Below are 18,817 nucleotides of genomic sequence, written 5' to 3' on the forward strand. Positions count from 1 at the left end.
TTTAAAAGAGGTGAAAGTATTGAGTTTAGTTACACTTAAAATAAATAATAAAGAAATATCTGTGGAGCAAGGAACCACAATTCTTGATGCTGCACGTAAGCTTAATATAAAAATTCCTACACTTTGCTACCTAAATCTTCATGATAAAAAGACTACAAATAAGCCTGGTTCTTGTAGAGTTTGTGTAGTTGAAGTGGAAGGAAGAAAAAATTTAGCCCCATCTTGTTGTACAGCTGTTGCTCCTGGTATGGTCGTTAATACTAGTCCTCCAAGAGTAATAGCTGCAAGAAAAACTATAATTGAACTTTTATTATCAGACCATTCAATGGATTGTTTAACTTGTCAAAAGAATTTAAATTGTGAACTTCAAGAGCTTGCTAGCACTTATGGAGTAACTAATTTAAAATATACTGGTTCAAAATCTGTAGCTATGAAAGAACTTAAAAATCCTTCTATAGTAAGGGATACTTCTAAGTGTATTTTATGTAGAAGATGCGAAGCTGTTTGTAGCCAAGTTCAACAGGTTGGTGCTATTGGTCCAGTAAATAGAGGTTTTGATACTACTATAAGTACTGCCTTTTTTGAAGAATTAAACAATAGTACTTGTACTTTATGTGGTCAATGTATAAATGTCTGTCCTACTGGTGCTTTAATGGAAAGAGACAACACTATAGATGTATTAAATGCTATAGGTAATAATGATAAATATGTTGTAGTTCAAACTGCTCCAGCTGTTCGAGCTGCCCTTGGTGAAGAATTTGGAATTAAAGAAGGAGCTGTTACTGGTAAGATGGTTGAAGCTCTAAGAGAACTTGGATTTGATAAGGTTTATGATACTGATTTCGCAGCAGATTTAACTATTATGGAAGAAGCTACAGAATTCTTAGAAAGATATAAGAGTGGTAAAAATCTTCCTATGATTACAAGTTGTTGCCCAGGATGGATTAATTTTATAGAAAAACACTATGGAAAACTATTAAATCTTCCATCAACATGTAAATCGCCTCAACAAATGTGGGGGGCTATTGCAAAATCATATCTAGCTGAAAAATTAGGTATACCATCTGAAAAACTTTTTGTTGTATCTGTTATGCCATGTGTTGCTAAAAAATTTGAAGCTAATAGAGAAGAATTTATCAATGAAAATGGTAATCCAGATATCGATGTAGTTATAACTACAAGAGAATTAGCTAAAATGATTAAACGTTCAGGATTAGATTTTGCTTCTTTACCTTCAACTGATTTTGATACTATTATGGGTGAATCTACTGGTGCTGGAGTAATTTTCGGAACTAGTGGTGGTGTTATGGAAGCTGCTTTACGTACCGCTTATGAATGGATTACAAATAAAACTTTAGAAGATCTTGACTTTAAATCCGTTAGAGGTCTTGAAGGAATCAAAGAAGCTTCATTAGTTATTGATGGTAACACTATTAATATAGCTATTGTAAATGGACTTGCAAATGCAAAGAATTTGTTAGATAATATAGAAGATACATCTAAAAAATATCATTTCATTGAAGTTATGGCATGTCCCGGAGGATGCATAAACGGCGGTGGTCAACCATACTCTAATGAGCAATATTCCTTAATTGAAAAAAGAATGAATGCTCTTTATAGTGAGGATGTTAATAAGGTTATAAGAAAATCTCATGAAAACCCTGAGATAATAAAACTTTATAATGAATTCCTTGGAAAACCTAATGGAGAAAAATCTCACCATTTACTTCATACTCACTATATAAATAGATAAACACCTTAATTTAGTTATTAGTTATTAGTCCCTAACTAATATAAATATAAACATAAAAATGATGGTATAAATAAGTAATTTATACCATCATTTTTATATAGTTTTTTAATTTGCAATTGTGAAAACTAGAACTACTTAAAGTAATCTTATCCTAAATTATAAAAGAATGTCACAAGTACCGGAACTAAAGAGCTTAATATAACTCCATTTATAAATGAGATTACAGCTATCTCTGGATTTGTTGCTTTAGCTATAAGTGGCAATGTAGTATCCATAGATGTAGCCCCTGCAGGTGCTATAGCTGTATATCCATTTAGCTTTTTAGCTAATATAGGAATTAAAATAACAGTTAGTATTTCACGGAATACATTTGTTAAGAATGCTATGGCCCCTAATGTATCTCCACCCATCTCCTTAAGCATTATCCCTGATATGCTATACCATCCAAACCCTGAACCTATAGCCAAACTTTCATTAATAGCCATGTTGAATAAGAATCCTACTAAAAGCCCACCTACCAAACTACCAACAATTCCTCCAAAAGGTATTAATAGAACTTTTAAACCTACTTTTTTTAAATCCTTAAATATCTTCTTGTTACCACCTACATCTATTCCAACTAAAAAAATTAATGCAAACAATGAAATGGAAGCAACCTTGTCCATACTACTTATTATCTCTGGTGGAAATACAAAATAACCACACCCCATTCCAATCAATATAGATACTATTATTATGTATGTCATGTTACTTGTCCTCCCCACATGCCTCATTTAAAAGTTCATCACCATCTTCAACTATGGTTTCTTCATTAAGATTTAAATTTTTTTCCTTATGTAATTGATTTTCTTTAGGCATAAATTTTTCTGATAAAAAATATATAAGTACTATACTTACGCCTATGGTACCCACTGCAAATAAAAAAGACTTTAACCCTATAGATGGAAGATTTTTTATTATGTCCTTATCAGCTCCTATAGAAACTCCCATAGAAAATAATAAGAATATTACACCAAGTTGTTGTAATTTACCATTTATATTTTTCCCCTTCTCACCTAATTTTAAAAAGTAGCCTACAATGGCACCAAGTATTAATGCAATTAAAATTTCCATATGTCCCCCTCCTCTACCACGTTATTATATCATAGATTTGGAAACAGTTACATTATATTCGCATTAATTTTATTATATTAAACTTTATATCTTTATATATTAAGTTATTTGTAAAAATAATGATAAATATATTTAATCTTGAATATATATAGGAATATATTAAAAATTAATAAATAAGGAGTTTTTATATGAAGAACATCTTTATGCCCTACTATATTAACGGTGATACAATTAGAGATATGTATAAAATAGCTATAAATAGATTTGAAAATATTGAAATAAATGCAACAAGAGAAGATACTACTATTCAAGCCACCCTCCCCTTATCCGAATTAACTTGTGGGAAGATTATTCAAGGCTCAGCTACAGTAACTCTATCTAAAAGTACTCAAAGAAAGTCTATAGATGAAATAGAAAGTTCCTTAATTAATATATTTGTAAATCTAGAAACACTATTAAATCGTAATAATGTAATTAAACCTTTAATTAATAGTAGTGATTTGAATACAATTTCTCCTGGTGATATTGTAGAATTCCAGTGTACTATAGAAAAATCAGATAGCACTTTAGACCTTTTAAGAAATACATTAGAATTAATGGAGTTTCAACAAATTACCTCCCAAGTAGATAATACATCTATGATAAATTGGATAAATAGAAATATAAAAGCTTTAACAGAAGATAAAGTATTAAAATACCCTGCCTCTCTCCCTTTTGATTCTGATACTTTAATTATTACTTCTGTTTGTAGTAAACATGCATCTATGGACATAGAGTGTTATATTGGTAGACCTTGTACCATCGTTGGCGAAATAGCTAGTTATGAATATTCTCAATCAGATCATAATATTATTGACAGCAATCCATTAGTGTCTAAATTATTATGGAATTTCATTACCTCTAATGATAGGTATAAAGGTTTTGTTTCTAATTTGAACTATAATAATGAGTTACCGGCTGGCAAAAAAATATTAGAAATTGTCCCTATTATAATTTATATGTAATAAATATCTTGTATTAGTAATATTTGTAGATTGTAATAATATTAATAAATTATACCTATTAATATAAGGGGGAATTTTATGGAGAAGTATTTTAAACTTACCGAAAATGGGACTAACGTAAAGCGTGAAATTGTTGCTGGAATTACAACCTTTCTAACAATGGCTTACATTATTGCTGTAAACCCTAATTTTCTTAGTACTGCTATGGGTGACGGAGCCGCTGGTGCACTAGTAACTGCCACTTGCCTGGCTGCAGGACTTACTACTATACTTATGGGATTATATGCTAACGCACCTTTTGCACTGGCATCTGGCATGGGACTTAATGCTTTCTTTGCCTTTACAGTATGTGGTGCTATGGGTATTTCATGGCAAATAGCTCTTACTGCAGTTTTTGTAGAAGGTATCATTTTTATCATTCTTTCTTTAACTAGAGTACGAGAAGCTGTGGTTAATTGCATTCCACTTACAATGAAGCACGCTGTTACTGCTGGTATTGGACTTTTTATTGCTTTTATAGGTTTAACAGGTGCTGGTATTGTAGTATCTAATGAAGCTACTCTTGTATCTCTTGGTTCTATGGTAGCTCCTAGTGCTATAATTGCAGTTATTGGCATTCTTACTATAGCTATTTTAAATTCTAAAAATATTAAAGGAGCTATGCTTTGGTCAATTCTCATTTGCTCTATAATTGGTTGGATATATGCAATTGTAAATCCTGAAGGTGCTACTACTGCAGGCATATATCTTCCAACCGGAATATTTAAATATGAGTCAATCAAAGCAATAGCTTTTAAACTTGACTTTTCTGTATTTACTAACAGCTCTGCTATTCTTAATTTCATAACAGTTTGCCTTACTTTCTTATTTGTAGACTTTTTCGATACCGTTGGTACTTTAGTTGGAGTATGCTCTAAAGCTAATATGTTAGATAAAGACGGTAATGTCCCTATGGCAAAAAAAGCTTTACTAGTAGATGCTATAGGAACCACCTTTGGTTCTTTAGTTGGAGTTTCAACTGTTACTACTTATGTAGAAAGTGCTGCTGGAGTTAGCGAAGGTGGAAGGACTGGATTAACTGCTGTTACTACAGGTGTTTTATTCTTATTAGCAATGTTTTTATCCCCAATATTTATAGCTATACCTGGTTGCGCTACTGCTCCGTGCTTAATTTGGATTGGTTTTATGATGCTAGAAAGTGTTATGAAAATAGACTTTACGGATTTTACTCAAGGCTTCCCTGCATTCATTACTATAGCTGCAATGCCATTATGCTATAGCATCGGTGATGGTCTTACTCTTGGAATTCTTTCTTATACATTAATAAACTTATTAAACAACATATTTGGAAAGAAGGAGAATAAAAAACCAATCTCTATAGTAATGTATCTTCTATCTATCATATTTATTCTAAAACTTATATTTATGTAATTTAAGTTTTCACTATCATTAATTTAAAAAGGTAATCACTAGAAAATTTCTAGTGATTACCTTTTTGTTTATATTTATATATCCATAAGATTTCTTCTATAATTCATATATAACCTTCTTAAGATTCTCATATCTTCATCTACAATTAATTGTAACTCTGATAGTTCCTCATAATTTTTATCATTAATTGCTTCTCTCATCTGAGTAAATAAGCTTTTACTTACAAAATTATCTTTCATAAGTTTTTCTCTTAGCTTATTAATTTCACTCCATTTTTCAAGATCATATTCCATAAAATCATCTCCATTAGATCTTCTAATGTTTCTAATTTCATTAGAATAGTTTTGAAGAATTCTATGTTCTAACTCAGTAGTCCATCTTTCAAGTACTGCTTCTTTATATCCTTTAATCACTTTATCAGTTATTACGCCGTCTCTAGTTAAAACATGTACTCTTTCCTTATCATTAAAGGCTAATAAATTTTCATATACAGTGCTTGGAGCCTTACCAAAATACTCTTCTCTTTCTTCTTCTGTATAAAATTCAAATACATCCTCTTCACTTCTATAGCATCTGCTTTCTTCTAAGTAAGAAGTTTTTACTCCAGGCTTTTTAGAAAGCTCTGCCAAAAGTTCTTCTCTACTTCTATTATTTTTAACTACATAGCTTATTCCATCTACCATAGATATTATAACAGAAGATAATACTAGATAAATATTTGTATTGGGATTTGGTGACCTTAACTCAAATCTAGTAGCCATTGGATTAATTGCATCTCTTACTAATCCTACAAGTATAGTTCTATTTCTTGAAGGCACATCCTTAGTAAATCCTAATGAAGTAACTATACATACTGGAGCTTCAAAGCCTGGTTTTAGTCTTTGTAATGCATCATAGTTTGAAGAAACAAAAGGATTTATTACTTCATAATTCTTTAATACTCCCATTATTGCTCCATATCCTATTTCACTTAAAAAGTCTTTTTCAGCATAACTGTGGAATAGATTCATCACCTTACCATTTTTAAGTTTTAGAGTAACACCTACATGTAAATGCTCTCCATTTCCTGCCACTTCTTCAATTGGCTTAGCTTGAAATGTAACTTCAAGACCATTCTTTCTAAAAGTTTCTTTTATTAAGCCTCTTACCAAAAGTTCATTATCACAAGTTTGAAGAGCTGTGGAAAATTTCCAATCAATTTCCAATTGCTCCATGATATGGGTTAGAACTCCAGACTCAGAAAGCTTAGCTTTAACTCCCCCTACTTCTTTATGACCCATTTCTGGTTCTAGTCCATATTTAGCTAATAAATCTAAGGATTTTTCTAATGCTGTTCTTACAGGACCCTTAGTTCTTTTCCAGTATTGCTCCTTTAATACTTGGGATGTTGATAATTCTTCTATTTCAGCTAATTCATTTGGAGTATTTACCCAAAATTCTAATTCTGTAGCTGATGTAATACTTACATCCTCTATTTCATCATAGTTTATGTTAAAGTTTGCTAAAAATTGTGGATTTTCTTCAAATAACTTCATCATTGAAGCTCTAAAATGATCTACAGAATTTTTTAATATATATCTAGAATCCACGGCAATATCTTCATGATATAGGTGACAAGGCATTCTAATAGTTCCTACAGGTTTTTTTGTTTCTTCATCTATATAATCATAATTATAATCTACAAACCAATTACAAGTTAAATCAACCTTCATATCTACCTTTGCATTATTAAGGGTAGCTATTCCCGGTAAAATTACAGATGATCCGTCTGTCTGGACAGCTGTACCATGTAAAAATGTATCAATATCTTCTATGAAATTTTTAACAGGAATTTTTTCATCCGTATCGTTACCTAAAAAGTCAATACCAACTAAAGACACAAATCTTATTTCCTTATGCTGCTGAAGTATTTTTAGTAACTCCTCTTTATTTTGTTTATTAGTAGGTATTACAAATAATAAACTCATATAATATAAGCCCCCTTTTTTAATTGTACTCAATATTTGCATTATAGCATAATATAAAAACAATGAATATAATTAATTTTGTTAATAATAAGTTAATATATGTAGTTTTTTATCGAATCTTTATTATATTTGTGTAAACTTTTTACCACTTGTTCATATAAAATCCTTTACATTTCATATTAAACCTTTTCATTTTTCTTTAAATATATAATTAAACTTCTAAAAATTTCATCTCAATATTTTTATATTTATAATTTTTTTTGTTATTTAGTCTATTAGTCCTATCACTTATTTAATTTATACAAAAGTAGAACTGTAAAACGACTCAATATATTGACATAACTTTAAGAGAATTATACTATTAACTTATTGACTAAAATTAGTAAATGTATAGTTTATATCATATTAAGAATTTAAGGAGAACTTGTTTATGAAATTATTATTTTTCGATACAGAAACTACAAATATAAAACCTGGAAACATATGTCAATTATCTTATATTACAGTAGATACCAGTACAAAACCTCAGACAACGGTGGGTAAAAACTATTTCTTTACCGTAGAAGAAATGAGTGAAAGTGCTGAAGCTATTCATGGCTTTTCTTTAGAAAAGCTCTATAATCTCAGTAATGGAAAATATTTCGAAGATACATGTGAAGAGTTTATAGATGATTTTATCAATAGTGATATAATTATTGGCCATAACGTTCAATTTGATATTAAATTTTTAAAAAGTGAATTAGAATTTTTGGATATTCCTTTTAATCCTAAAGGTTCATTTTGTACCATGGCATATTACAAAGAAATATGTAAAGCTACTAATTCTAGAGGTTTATTAAAGAATCCTTCCCTTGGAGAAGTTGTAAATTTTCTAAACCTTAAAGAGGATTTTCTTCAAAATAAATGTACTTCCCTTTTTGGTGAATCATCTAAATATCACGATGCAAGATTTGATACAACTTGCACATATATGTTAGTTATCCAAGGAATAAAAACTGGATTAATTCCTCCAAATTATTTTACTAATATGTTACAATTAAAGTAATACTATGAAATAAAATTTTTATTTTAGGAGTGATTAAATGATAGCTATTAAAAATGTTACTATCCACACCATGACTGAAGATGAAATTATCGAAAATGGAGTCATTCTAATTGATAATGGTAAAATATGCGATTTCGGTTTCAATGTGTCAATTCCTGAAAATAGCGAAATTATTGATGGAAATAATGGTTTTTTAATGCCTGGCATTATTGATGCTCATTGCCATATTGGAATGTGGGAAGATGGGCTAGGCTTTGAAGGCAATGATGGAAATGAAATTACTGATCCTGTTACACCGCATCTTAGAGCTATAGATGCAATAAATCCTGTGGACAGATGTTTTGAAGAAGCTCTAGATGCAGGTATTACTACTGTAGCTACTGGTCCTGGAAGTGCTAATGTAATTGGTGGAACCTTCGCAACTATGAAAACTCGTGGAAAAACTATAGATGACATGGTTATAAATGATTGTACTGCCATGAAATCTGCCTTTGGGGAAAATCCTAAGCGATTTTATAGCAGTAAAAAAGCTACCCCCAGTACTAGAATGGCCACTGCGGCTATCCTTCGTGAAAATTTAATAAAAGCTAAAAATTATGTAGAAAAACAAGAAGCCTTCAAAAATGGTATAGATAAAGCTCCTGACTTTGACATGAAGTTAGAAGCCTTAGCAAAAGTCATTAGAAAGGAAATTCCATTGAAATCTCATGCTCACAGAGCTGATGATATTCTCACTGCTATTAGAATAGCTAGGGAATTTGATTTAGACCTTTCTCTAGAACATTGTACTGAAGGACATTTAATAACTGAAAGTCTTAAAGACGAACATATAAAATCTATAATTATAGGGCCAAGCTTATCTGATAGAAGCAAAGTAGAACTTAAAAATCTAACATTTAAAACTCCTATGATTTTAAGCAAAGCCGGAATAAAAGTTTCAATCATGACAGATCACCCTGTAATTCCACTTCAATATATATCTCTATGTGCTGCCCTTGCTGCTAGAGAAGGATTGGATGAGGAAGAAGCATTAAGATCTATTACAATAAACCCAGCTCGTGCAATAAATGCTGACCACAGAGTTGGTAGCATTGAAATAGGAAAAGATGCTGACATTATTATATATAGTGGACATCCTTTTGATCTTAGAAACACAGTTAAATTTGTAATGATTGATGGTGAAATAGTTAAAAATCAGCTTTAATTTAGTCATTATATAAATTAAATATAACTTTATTAGGGGATTCCTTATTTATAATATACCTAGCTACATTTCAATGTAACTAGGTATATTTTGTTATTATATACTCTATTATTTGCCTTTACAATTCTACCATAAGTTACATTTACAATTATTAGGTCAATTTATGGACTTTAGTTTTAAATTTTGTATAATACTAATTACAGCATCAAATAATCTTTTTATATATAATATTTAATTTTCTAATCATTATATATTGTATATATTAAATTATATTTTATATATACAAATTTTAAGGAGGTAAGATTATTGATAGATAAAATTAAAAAGAATTTAATTATAATTCCACTAAGTATATTAATATTGTCTATTGTAGCTTTAGTTCTTTTAAATGTAGGTTCATCTACGATCCCCTACAAAACTTATTCAGATTTTTTACTTGATTTAGAAAGTAATAAAATATCTAAAGTATCCATGTCTCAATCACCTAAAATTACCGTTATAGATAAATCTGGAAATAAATATTCTACAGATAATCCTAATAGTTATACCCTTAAAGAAACTCTTTTAAAAGAAGGCATTACCGTTGAAAGTTCATCCACTTTGCCAACAAATCAACGTATAGCAGTTATATTCCTTAGTATTTCTGCTATAGCTACTATATTTATGGCTATAAAAAGAAATAGTTCTGGTGGATCAATGACATCTATTAACGCAATTGATGGACAAAGTGTTTCTAAGGATAAATTTAACTTTAATTCTGTAGCAGGTAATGATGAAGCTAAAGAAAGTTTAAAGGATATAGTAGATTTTCTTAAAAATCCAGAAAAATATGCTTCTTATGGTGCAAGAATGCCTAAAGGTGTAATTCTTTATGGTGATCCTGGAACTGGAAAAACCCTACTAGCTAAAGCTATAGCTGGTGAAGCTAAAGTTCCTTTTTATGCTGTATCCGGTTCTGACTTTGTTCAGATGTATGTCGGAGTTGGAGCTAGTAGAATAAGAAATTTATTTAAGAAAGCTAAGTCCCATGGTAAAGCTGTTATCTTTATTGATGAGATAGATGCTATAGGTAAGCAACGTAGTTCTAATAAAGCTGGTAATTCTGATGAAAAGGATCAAACCTTAAATGCTCTTCTAACTGAAATGTCAGGATTTAAGGAAAGTGATGGCATTGTAGTTATAGCTGCTACTAATAGACTTGATATATTAGATGAAGCCCTTTTAAGACCTGGTAGATTTGATAGACATATAGAAGTATCGCTTCCAGATATTAATGCAAGAGAAAAAATATTAAACCTTCATTTAAAAAATAAACCTGTTAGTGATATGAACATAAGAGACATTGCTCATAACACAGCCTATTTCTCTGGTGCTAAACTAGAAAATTTGGTAAATGAAGCTGCTATAATTGCATGCAAGGAAGAGGCTCCATATATCACTGCGACCCATTTGGATAAAGCTTTTTCAATAGTTATTGCTGGTCATGAAAAATTAGATAAAGAAGCTCTTAAAGCAGAGGATATGAAAATTACTGCTTATCACGAAGTCGGACATGCTTTAATTTCACATTTAATGTTACCTGAGGAAAAAATATCTAAGGTAACCATAATTCCTACATCTAATGGTGCTGGTGGATATACTCTAACTATAGGTGAAGATAACACCTATCATAATTTAGATTACTTAAAAAGAAAAATAATGGTTTTATTAGGTGGAAGAGCAGCTGAAGAAATTATATTTGGTGAAGAAAAAATTACTACAGGAGCATTCAATGATTTAAAGAAAACTACCAATATAGTTAATAATATGGTATGTGAATATGGTATGGGAAAATCTCTAGGTCTTTTAAGGCTTTCAGAGATGCAAGGAATACCTACTGATTATTATACTACAGTAGTATTAGAAGAATGTAAATCTGTACTGGATGAATTATATGCAGAAGTTAAAAACACCTTAAATAACAATTTAGATTTATTAGTTAAGGTATCTGAAGAATTACTTTTAAAAGAAACACTTTACACTAATGATATTCTTAATCTAGTATATGGTAAAATAAACTAATCCACTTACAATAATTTTTAAAACCTAGGGATATTTTCTTAGGTTTTTATTTTTCTATTTTACAATTTATCAATATATATGCTTTAAGGTAATATATTGATAAAATAGAAAATAAATATATTATTAACACTTTCATATAAAATCTTTTTAACTAAGGAGGTCTATTGTGAAAAATAAAAATCTCTGCACTGGTATTAGTTTCTTAATTTTAGGTTTAACATACTATATATATAACTTTAGACCATTGCTATTTAGTAGGGTGTTTAATCTGTGGCCAATTTTTATGCTACTTGGTGGTGTTATATTAGAATACTTGTACTTTGATATAGAAAAAGACTTCTTACTAATATGTAGTGGTGCTATGATAATAATAGGAACTATGTTTACTTTAAATTTTTATATAAACTTCATAAATACTCATACATTATTTGCTATACTTTCATTAGCTATAGCAACAGCTCTATTAAATTATTACATTTTTGCAAAGTGTACTGACCTAATACTTCCATTTATATTTTTATTTATTATAATCTCCATTATTATATTTCTATATCCTATTTATAAAAATACCTTATCTGATCTAAACTCCAATCTTGTTGTATCATTACTCTCTTTTTCTATTGGTATGCATAGGCTATAATATAATTAGTAATAAAAATTTTAAAATTAATAAAAGGCATGAAACCTTTTTTATTTCTTTGGTTTCATACCTTTTATTTAGGTAATATTATAAGTTGTATGCTAGTTAACATTTACCTGAAATTAAATCTTAACTAGTTATATTTTATTTTAAATACTATTGTAATTTAGAAAGTTCTACTGCAAGTTTTGCTCCAACCTTAGCATTATTAAATACTAATTGAATATTAGATTCTAAACTTGATCCTCCTGTAATTTCTTTAACCTTAGCAAGTAAAAATGGTGTACTCTCTTTTCCCACTATACCCTTCTCTTCAGCCTCCTTAACAGCTGTTTCTATAGCACTGTTAATTGTATCATAATCCATTTCAAATTCTTCTGGTATTGGATTGGCAACAACCATTCCACCCTCTAAACCTAAATCCCATTTAGCCTTTAATGCTTTTGCAAGTATTTCCTCACTATCTACTTTATAGTCTACTTTAAATCCAGATTTTCTTGTATAGAATGCTGGTAATTCTTCTGTTTGGAATCCTACTACAGGTACTCCTTTAGTTTCTAGGTATTCACGAGTCAATCCTATATCAAGAATAGATTTACATCCCGCACATACTACAGCTACATCAGTCATAGCTAATTCTTCAAGGTCAGCTGATATATCCATAGTCTGTGAAGCCCCTCTATGAACTCCTCCAATTCCACCTGTAGCAAATACTCTAATTCCAGCAAGTGCTGCAATAATCATTGTAGATGCAACTGTAGTAGCCCCATTTAACTTATTAGCAACTATAAAAGGTATATCTCTTCTACTAGTTTTTACTACTCCAGAAGTTTTCCCTAAAAATTCAACTTCTTCAGTGGTTAATCCAACTTTTAATTTTCCTTCAAGAATAGCTATAGTGGCTGGGATTGCTCCATTTTCTCTAATTATACTTTCCACTTTTAATGCAGTTTCTACATTTTTAGGATAAGGCATTCCATGAGATATTATAGTTGATTCTAGAGCAACTACTGGCTTTCCTTCCTCTAATGCTGTTTTAACCTCTGGGTTTATATCTAAATATTTTTCTAACATGATTTATTCTCCTCCAATTTTTTATTTATATTTTCCAAAGACATGTTTGGATTAATAGTATCTTTATGAGTAATTGCCAGTGAAGAACAGGCTGAAGCAACCTTCAAAGTATGTATTAAATCAAAATTATTCATACTTGAGTATGCTAATCCAGCAACAAAGGCATCCCCTGCTCCATTAGCATTAACAACTTTAACTTTAGGTGGAGTAAATAATCCTTTACTTATCCCATCATTATAATATACTCCTTCTTCTCCTAAACTTATAAATACATTTTTAACTCCCAGGTTTAAGAAATATTCACTAACTTTTTCTACATCCTCCATAGTTTTAATTTTCATTCCAGATAAAATCTCAGCTTCAATTTTATTCGGCTTTATTGTATGAAACTTATGGATGATGTCTTTTACCTTGATCGCCTTAGATGATGATACCGTATCTAAGAAAAATTTTGTATTTTTAAAATTATTAACTACATACTCTATTACTTCCTTAGGAATATTAGTATCAATAATACATATTCTAGAACTTTCAATTACTGATTTTTTAGTTTTAATAAATTCTTTAGTCATCTTTTCATAGATATCCATAGATGAAATTGCTACCTTCATATCTCCAGAATTATCAAGAACAGACATATATATAGATGTAGATTCTCCATCTAGTTTAAGGCTATGTTCTAAATCTAAACCAATTTCTCTACCTTCATCTATAACCTTCCGACCATAAATATCATTACCTATAACAGAAATTAGTTTTGTTGCAACTTCTAATCTAGCCAAATTTTCACCTATATTCCTACCAACTCCACCTAAAGAAAATTTTATATTTCCAGGATTGGAATCATTAAGTCTTAGCTCATCATTAGAAAATCCTACTATATCTATATTAGTACCTCCAATTATAGATACAAAATTTTCTTTATTCATTACATATCCTCTACCTGAAATATAGCCTTTTTTTATAAGGTTTCCTATATGAACTCCTACAGATGATCTAGTAATCTTAAGAATATCTGCTATTTCATTTTGAGATATTAAGGGGTTATCCTTTATAAGATTTAATATTTCTTCTTCTCTATTTGTCATCATATTCTCCTCTTAATATTTCTTTATTTTATAAACATTTGTTTACTAAATGTTATCATACTATAAAAATATATGCAATATTATTTTATCCACATATTTTTAATATAATAAATTTTTATTTATTTTTTTAACTATAATACTCCATAAAAATTCTAATTTATTGCAAACTTTAAATTGTTTTATCTAAATTTGAATAAGAAATACTTTAATATTAGACAATGTATGCATTATTTTCTATTAATTTTTTTACTTATCTACTATAATTTTAATTATTCTTAAATAATATAAACAATTCAATATATTGCGCCATAAAGATTTTCGAGTTATAATAAAGTTTGTACTATAGGAGTCATTAATACAATGTCTTTATAATTTATACTATAGGAATGGAGGAATATTATGGGACTTTTAACTTTTAAACGAGGCATTCATCCGCCTCACGGAAAACATTTTTCAGAAAAAAAAGAAATTGAAACCTATCTTCCAAAGGGTGATTTAGTGTTCCCTATGAGCCAACATATAGGGGCTCCATGTGAACCAATTGTTAAAAAGGGAGATAAAGTACTAGTTGGGCAAAAAATAGGTGCTAGCACATCTTTTGTTTCATCAAATATCTATTCTAGTGTATCTGGTATAGTTAAAAATGTAACACCTATGCTTACATCAAGTGGTTCAAAGGTCATTAGCGTTATTATTGAAAACGATAATACTTACGAAGAAATGGCTTATACCCCACACGAAAATTACAAGAATTTATCTAAAAATGAGCTATTAGAGATAATTCAAGAAGCTGGTATCGTAGGCCTTGGAGGAGCATGTTTCCCAACTCATGTAAAACTAAATCCGCCAAAAGAATGCAATATTGATACTATTATTATCAATGCTGCTGAATGTGAACCTTACTTAACTTGTGACCATCAGTTAATGCTACAATATTCAAAGGAAATAGCTGAAGGTTTAGAAATCGTTTCTCAAATGTTTCCTGATGTGAAAATCTTTTTAGGTATTGAGAACAACAAAAGTGATGCTATAACTATAATGAAAGCAGTTGTAGAATCTATTAAAAATGTTGAAATAGCAGAACTTAAAACTAAGTATCCACAGGGTGCAGAAAAACAGTTAATCTATTCTGTTACTAAAAGAGAAGTTCCAACCGGAAAACTACCTGCAGATGCTGGTTGTATAGTTCAAAACGTAGCTACTATTTTCGCTATAAGAGAAGCAGTTATTCTTGGTAAACCACTTACTGAAAGAATAGTTACTGTTACTGGAGGTGCTATAAAAACTCCAAAAAATCTTAGAGTTAAATTTGGTACAAGCTTAAAAGAACTTATTGATCATTGTGATGGATTTAACGAACAACCTATTAAAGTTCTTAGTGGTGGTCCAATGATGGGAACTGCACTATTTACTTTAGACATTCCTGCAATAAAAGGTACTTCTGGCATACTTTGCCTAACAAAAGTTGAAGCTGTGCCTACTGTTGAATCAAACTGTATAAGATGTGGAAAATGCGTTAATGCATGTCCAATGTTCTTGCTTCCAAATAAGCTTAATGCTCAAGTTGTAAGAGGCGATTATGAAAACTTTGAAAAGTTTGGTGGACTTAACTGTATTGAATGTGGTGCTTGTAGCTATTCTTGCCCTGCTAAGAGAAATTTAACTCAAACTTGCAAAGAGGGTAAAAAAAGAGTCATAGCTAATAGAAAGAAAAAGTAGAGGTGAACATAATGTCTGAAAAATTATATAACGTATCAGTATCGCCACATATAAAATCTAAGGAAACAGTTCCAACTGTAATGAGAGATGTACTAATTGCATTAGTACCAGCTACTATAGCAGGTATTTACTTCTTTGGGAAAGATGCAGCCTTAGTTATAATAACAGCTATTGCTTCAGCAATGCTTAGCGAATACTTATTTAATAAAATAACTAAAAGACCAAACTCATTAAAGGATTTAAGTGCAGTAATTACTGGACTATTACTTGCTTTTAACTTACCACCTACACTTCCTCTTTGGATGGTTGCTGTTGGTAGTGCATTTGCTATTATTGTTGTTAAATGCTTTTTTGGTGGCCTTGGCCAAAATATTATAAACCCAGCCTTAGCAGGAAGAGCTTTCTTACTTGCTGCTTATCCAAGTCAAATGACTGAATGGACTTTAAACGGAGTAACTAAAGCTACTCCACTAGCTATCCTTCGAAACGGTGGTGGATTACTTCCTGATACTTTAGATGCATTCCTTGGCTCTAATATAGCTGGATGTATAGGAGAAATTTCTGCTCTTGCACTACTTATTGGTGGAGCTTATCTATTGTATAGAAAAGTTATAACATGGCACATTCCTGCTACGTACATTGGTACAGTTTTTGTAATCACTACAGTACTAGGTAGAGATGGATTTATGCAAGGAAATGGATTATATGAAATATTAATTGGTGGATTAATGATTGGTGCTATATTCATGGCCACTGACTATACTACTTCTCCTATGACTAAAAAAGGTCAAGTTATATTTGGTGTTGGATGTGGATTATTAACATCTTTAATTCGTTTATACGGTGGGTACGCTGAAGGTGTTTCTTATTCTATTTTAATAATGAACCTATTAGTTCCAATGATTGATAAATGGACAAGTCCACGTGTGTTCGGAGGTGCAAAATAATGAAAGAAAATTTAAAATTAGGAGCAACTTTACTTGCAATTACTGCAATAGCTGGCCTAATTCTTGCATTTGCTTATGATATTACTAGAGCACCAATTGAAGCTAAAGCTAAAGAAGATCAGGCTGCTGCTATGAAAGTTGTATTAGAAGCAGAAGAATTTACAGAATTAAAAGATGGTATTGCTGATGAAAACGTAACAGGTGTATTTCAAGCTAAGACTAGTGGAAGTGATGCAGGTTATGTATTTCAAGTTAACTCATCAGGTTATGGTGGAAAAATTGAGTTAATGGTTGGTATTGATGCTGAAGGAGCAGTTTCAGGCATTACGATTTTAAGTCATACTGAAACTCCAGGTCTTGGTTCTAAGGCAAAGGATGATCCTTCTTTCGCAGCACAATATAAAGGTCTTTCTTCTGAAAAGGAACTTACTGTTGGTTCAGATATTCAAGCAATTACTGGCGCAACAATTACTTCTAAAGCAGTAACTGATGGTGTAAACACTGCTATAAACTACTACAGTACAAACTTGAAAGGAGCAAAGTAGAATGAAAGAGTTAGTTAATAGATTAAAAACAGGTATTATTACCGAAAACCCAGTTTTCATACAAGTACTAGCTATGTGTCCTACTCTTGCTGTTACAAGCAGTGTAAAAAATGCTGCAGGTATGGCTCTTGCAGCTACAGTAGTATTAATAGGATCAAATGCTGTTATATCTTTAATCAGAAAACTTGTTCCTGATAAAATCAGAATACCGGCTTATATCGTAGTTATCGCTACCTTCGTTACTTTAATACAGTTCTTACTACAGGCCTATATTCCTGACTTATATAAGTCTCTTGGAATATTCTTACCTCTTATAGTTGTTAACTGTGTTATCTTAGGTAGAGCTGAAGCTTATGCATCAAAAAATAAAGTAATACCTTCAATTTTTGATGCTATCGGTATGGGACTTGGATTTGGACTTGCTATAGTTATTCTAGCAACATTCAGAGAAGTTCTTGGTAATGGAACATTCTACGGATTCCAAATACTACCAAAATCTTATATTCCAGCTATGGTTATGACATCCGCTCCTGGAGCTTTCATAACTCTTGGTATACTTTTAGCAAGCTTGAATCAATATAAAATTTCAAAAGCTAAAAAATCTGAAACTACGAAATAAGGAAGGTGAAATTTGATGAAAGAATTATTTACTATATTTATAGGAGCCCTTTTAGTTAATAACGTAATATTAGGGCAATTTCTAGGTATATGTTCCTTCCTTGGAGTTTCTCAAAAGACAGAAACTGCTAAAGGTATGGGTGCAGCTGTTACCTTTGTAATGTTACTCGCTACTCTTATTACCTTCGTGGTAAATAAGTTAATTTTAATTCCTTTCCACATGGAATATCTATCAACATTAGCTTTTATCCTTGTTATAGCAGCTCTAGTACAATTTGTTGAGACTGTTATTAAGAAAATCCAACCAGGTCTTTATAGATCTCTAGGTATATTCTTACCTCTTATCACAACTAACTGTGCAGTACTTGGTGTTGCTGTTACAAATATAGATAAAGGTTATGGATTAGCTCAATCACTATCTAATACTATTGGATCAGCTCTCGGATATGTACTTGCTATAGTAATTCTTGCAGGCTTAAGAGAGCGAATGGAAGATAATACAGATATGCCTGCTGCATTTAGAGGATTACCAATTTCTTTAATTACAGCTGGATTAATGGCTATTGCTTTCTATGGATTCAGTGGTCTAGTTTAAAGGAGGGAATTTA

General features: G+C 30.6%; 17 protein-coding genes. 12 read left to right on the forward strand and 5 right to left on the reverse strand.

The annotated features are described in order from the left end of the window. The first annotated feature begins 19 nt into the window (after nt 1–19). The gene (locus ABDZ93_RS19035; RefSeq protein ID WP_343828098.1) at nt 20–1,753 is read left to right on the forward strand and encodes an NADH-dependent [FeFe] hydrogenase, group A6; all 1,734 of its coding nucleotides are present in this window, start codon (nt 20–22) and stop codon (nt 1,751–1,753) included. Nucleotides 1,754–1,899: 146 nt separating this feature from the next. On the opposite strand, the gene ABDZ93_RS19040 is transcribed toward ABDZ93_RS19035, so the two are convergent. After that, a complete protein-coding gene (locus tag ABDZ93_RS19040) occupies nt 1,900–2,499 on the reverse strand; it encodes a LysO family transporter (protein WP_343828099.1) in 600 nt (199 codons plus the stop codon). A 1-nt stretch (nt 2,500) separates the two neighbouring features. Continuing rightward, complete coding sequence (locus ABDZ93_RS19045) at nt 2,501–2,866, reverse strand: LysO family transporter (RefSeq protein ID WP_343828100.1); 366 nt, start codon at nt 2,864–2,866, stop codon at nt 2,501–2,503. A gap of 188 nt (nt 2,867–3,054) precedes the next feature. Here ABDZ93_RS19045 and ABDZ93_RS19050 point away from each other — a divergent pair, with 188 nt between their 5' ends. Together ABDZ93_RS19050 and ABDZ93_RS19055 are read left to right on the forward strand one after the other, a co-directional pair. Then, nucleotides 3,055–3,870, forward strand: a complete 816-nt coding sequence (locus ABDZ93_RS19050) for a hypothetical protein (protein ID WP_343828101.1) — start codon at nt 3,055–3,057, stop codon at nt 3,868–3,870. Between the two features lie 78 nt (nt 3,871–3,948). Beyond that, a complete protein-coding gene (locus ABDZ93_RS19055; protein ID WP_343828102.1) occupies nt 3,949–5,301 on the forward strand; it encodes an NCS2 family permease in 1,353 nt (450 codons plus the stop codon). Nucleotides 5,302–5,375: 74 nt separating this feature from the next. Here ABDZ93_RS19055 and ABDZ93_RS19060 read toward each other — a convergent pair whose 3' ends face one another. Beyond that, nucleotides 5,376–7,268, reverse strand: coding sequence for a type I glutamate--ammonia ligase (locus ABDZ93_RS19060; protein WP_343828103.1), 1,893 nt, complete (start codon nt 7,266–7,268; stop codon nt 5,376–5,378). 430 nt (nt 7,269–7,698) lie between these two features. Between ABDZ93_RS19060 and ABDZ93_RS19065 the strand changes: the two genes are divergently transcribed. The 4 genes from ABDZ93_RS19065 (at nt 7,699) to ABDZ93_RS19080 (ending at nt 12,218) form a co-directional block, all read left to right on the forward strand. Beyond that, nucleotides 7,699–8,313: a 3'-5' exonuclease gene (locus ABDZ93_RS19065; RefSeq protein WP_343828104.1), complete on the forward strand. Its 615-nt coding sequence runs from the start codon at nt 7,699–7,701 to the stop codon at nt 8,311–8,313. Nucleotides 8,314–8,350: 37 nt separating this feature from the next. Continuing rightward, nucleotides 8,351–9,517 (forward strand): amidohydrolase, encoded by a 1,167-nt coding sequence (locus tag ABDZ93_RS19070; protein WP_343828105.1) that lies wholly within the window; start codon nt 8,351–8,353, stop codon nt 9,515–9,517. 309 nt (nt 9,518–9,826) lie between these two features. Continuing rightward, on the forward strand, nt 9,827–11,578 hold the full coding sequence (locus tag ABDZ93_RS19075; protein WP_343828154.1) for an ATP-dependent metallopeptidase FtsH/Yme1/Tma family protein: 1,752 nt from the start codon (nt 9,827–9,829) through the stop codon (nt 11,576–11,578). Nucleotides 11,579–11,744: 166 nt separating this feature from the next. Further along, nucleotides 11,745–12,218: a hypothetical protein gene (locus ABDZ93_RS19080; RefSeq protein WP_343828106.1), complete on the forward strand. Its 474-nt coding sequence runs from the start codon at nt 11,745–11,747 to the stop codon at nt 12,216–12,218. Between the two features lie 156 nt (nt 12,219–12,374). On the opposite strand, the gene ABDZ93_RS19085 is transcribed toward ABDZ93_RS19080, so the two are convergent. Next, complete coding sequence (locus tag ABDZ93_RS19085) at nt 12,375–13,292, reverse strand: pseudouridine-5'-phosphate glycosidase (protein WP_343828107.1); 918 nt, start codon at nt 13,290–13,292, stop codon at nt 12,375–12,377. Beyond that, on the reverse strand, nt 13,286–14,380 hold the full coding sequence (locus tag ABDZ93_RS19090; protein WP_343828155.1) for a PfkB family carbohydrate kinase: 1,095 nt from the start codon (nt 14,378–14,380) through the stop codon (nt 13,286–13,288). The genes ABDZ93_RS19085 and ABDZ93_RS19090 overlap by 7 nt, the downstream gene beginning before the upstream one ends. A 399-nt stretch (nt 14,381–14,779) precedes the next feature. Between ABDZ93_RS19090 and rsxC the strand changes: the two genes are divergently transcribed. From rsxC to ABDZ93_RS19115, 5 genes are read left to right on the forward strand one after another with little or no spacing between them, the layout of a single operon-like run. After that, nucleotides 14,780–16,099 (forward strand): electron transport complex subunit RsxC, encoded by a 1,320-nt coding sequence (gene rsxC, locus ABDZ93_RS19095; protein ID WP_343828108.1) that lies wholly within the window; start codon nt 14,780–14,782, stop codon nt 16,097–16,099. Between the two features lie 11 nt (nt 16,100–16,110). Continuing rightward, nucleotides 16,111–17,046 (forward strand): RnfABCDGE type electron transport complex subunit D, encoded by a 936-nt coding sequence (locus ABDZ93_RS19100; RefSeq protein ID WP_343828109.1) that lies wholly within the window; start codon nt 16,111–16,113, stop codon nt 17,044–17,046. Then, nucleotides 17,046–17,591 carry an RnfABCDGE type electron transport complex subunit G gene (locus tag ABDZ93_RS19105; protein WP_343828110.1) on the forward strand — a complete coding sequence of 182 codons (546 nt, stop codon included), beginning with the start codon at nt 17,046–17,048 and terminating at the stop codon, nt 17,589–17,591. The genes ABDZ93_RS19100 and ABDZ93_RS19105 overlap by 1 nt, the downstream gene beginning before the upstream one ends. 1 nt (nt 17,592) lies before the next feature. Next, nucleotides 17,593–18,210 (forward strand): electron transport complex subunit RsxE, encoded by a 618-nt coding sequence (gene rsxE / locus ABDZ93_RS19110; protein WP_343828111.1) that lies wholly within the window; start codon nt 17,593–17,595, stop codon nt 18,208–18,210. Between the two features lie 15 nt (nt 18,211–18,225). After that, on the forward strand, nt 18,226–18,804 hold the full coding sequence (locus ABDZ93_RS19115) for an electron transport complex protein RnfA (protein ID WP_343828112.1): 579 nt from the start codon (nt 18,226–18,228) through the stop codon (nt 18,802–18,804). Nucleotides 18,805–18,817: the final 13 nt, after the last annotated feature.

Source organism: Clostridium subterminale (assembly GCF_039521425.1).
Taxonomy (GTDB): Bacteria; Bacillota; Clostridia; order Clostridiales; family Clostridiaceae; genus Clostridium_J; species Clostridium_J subterminale.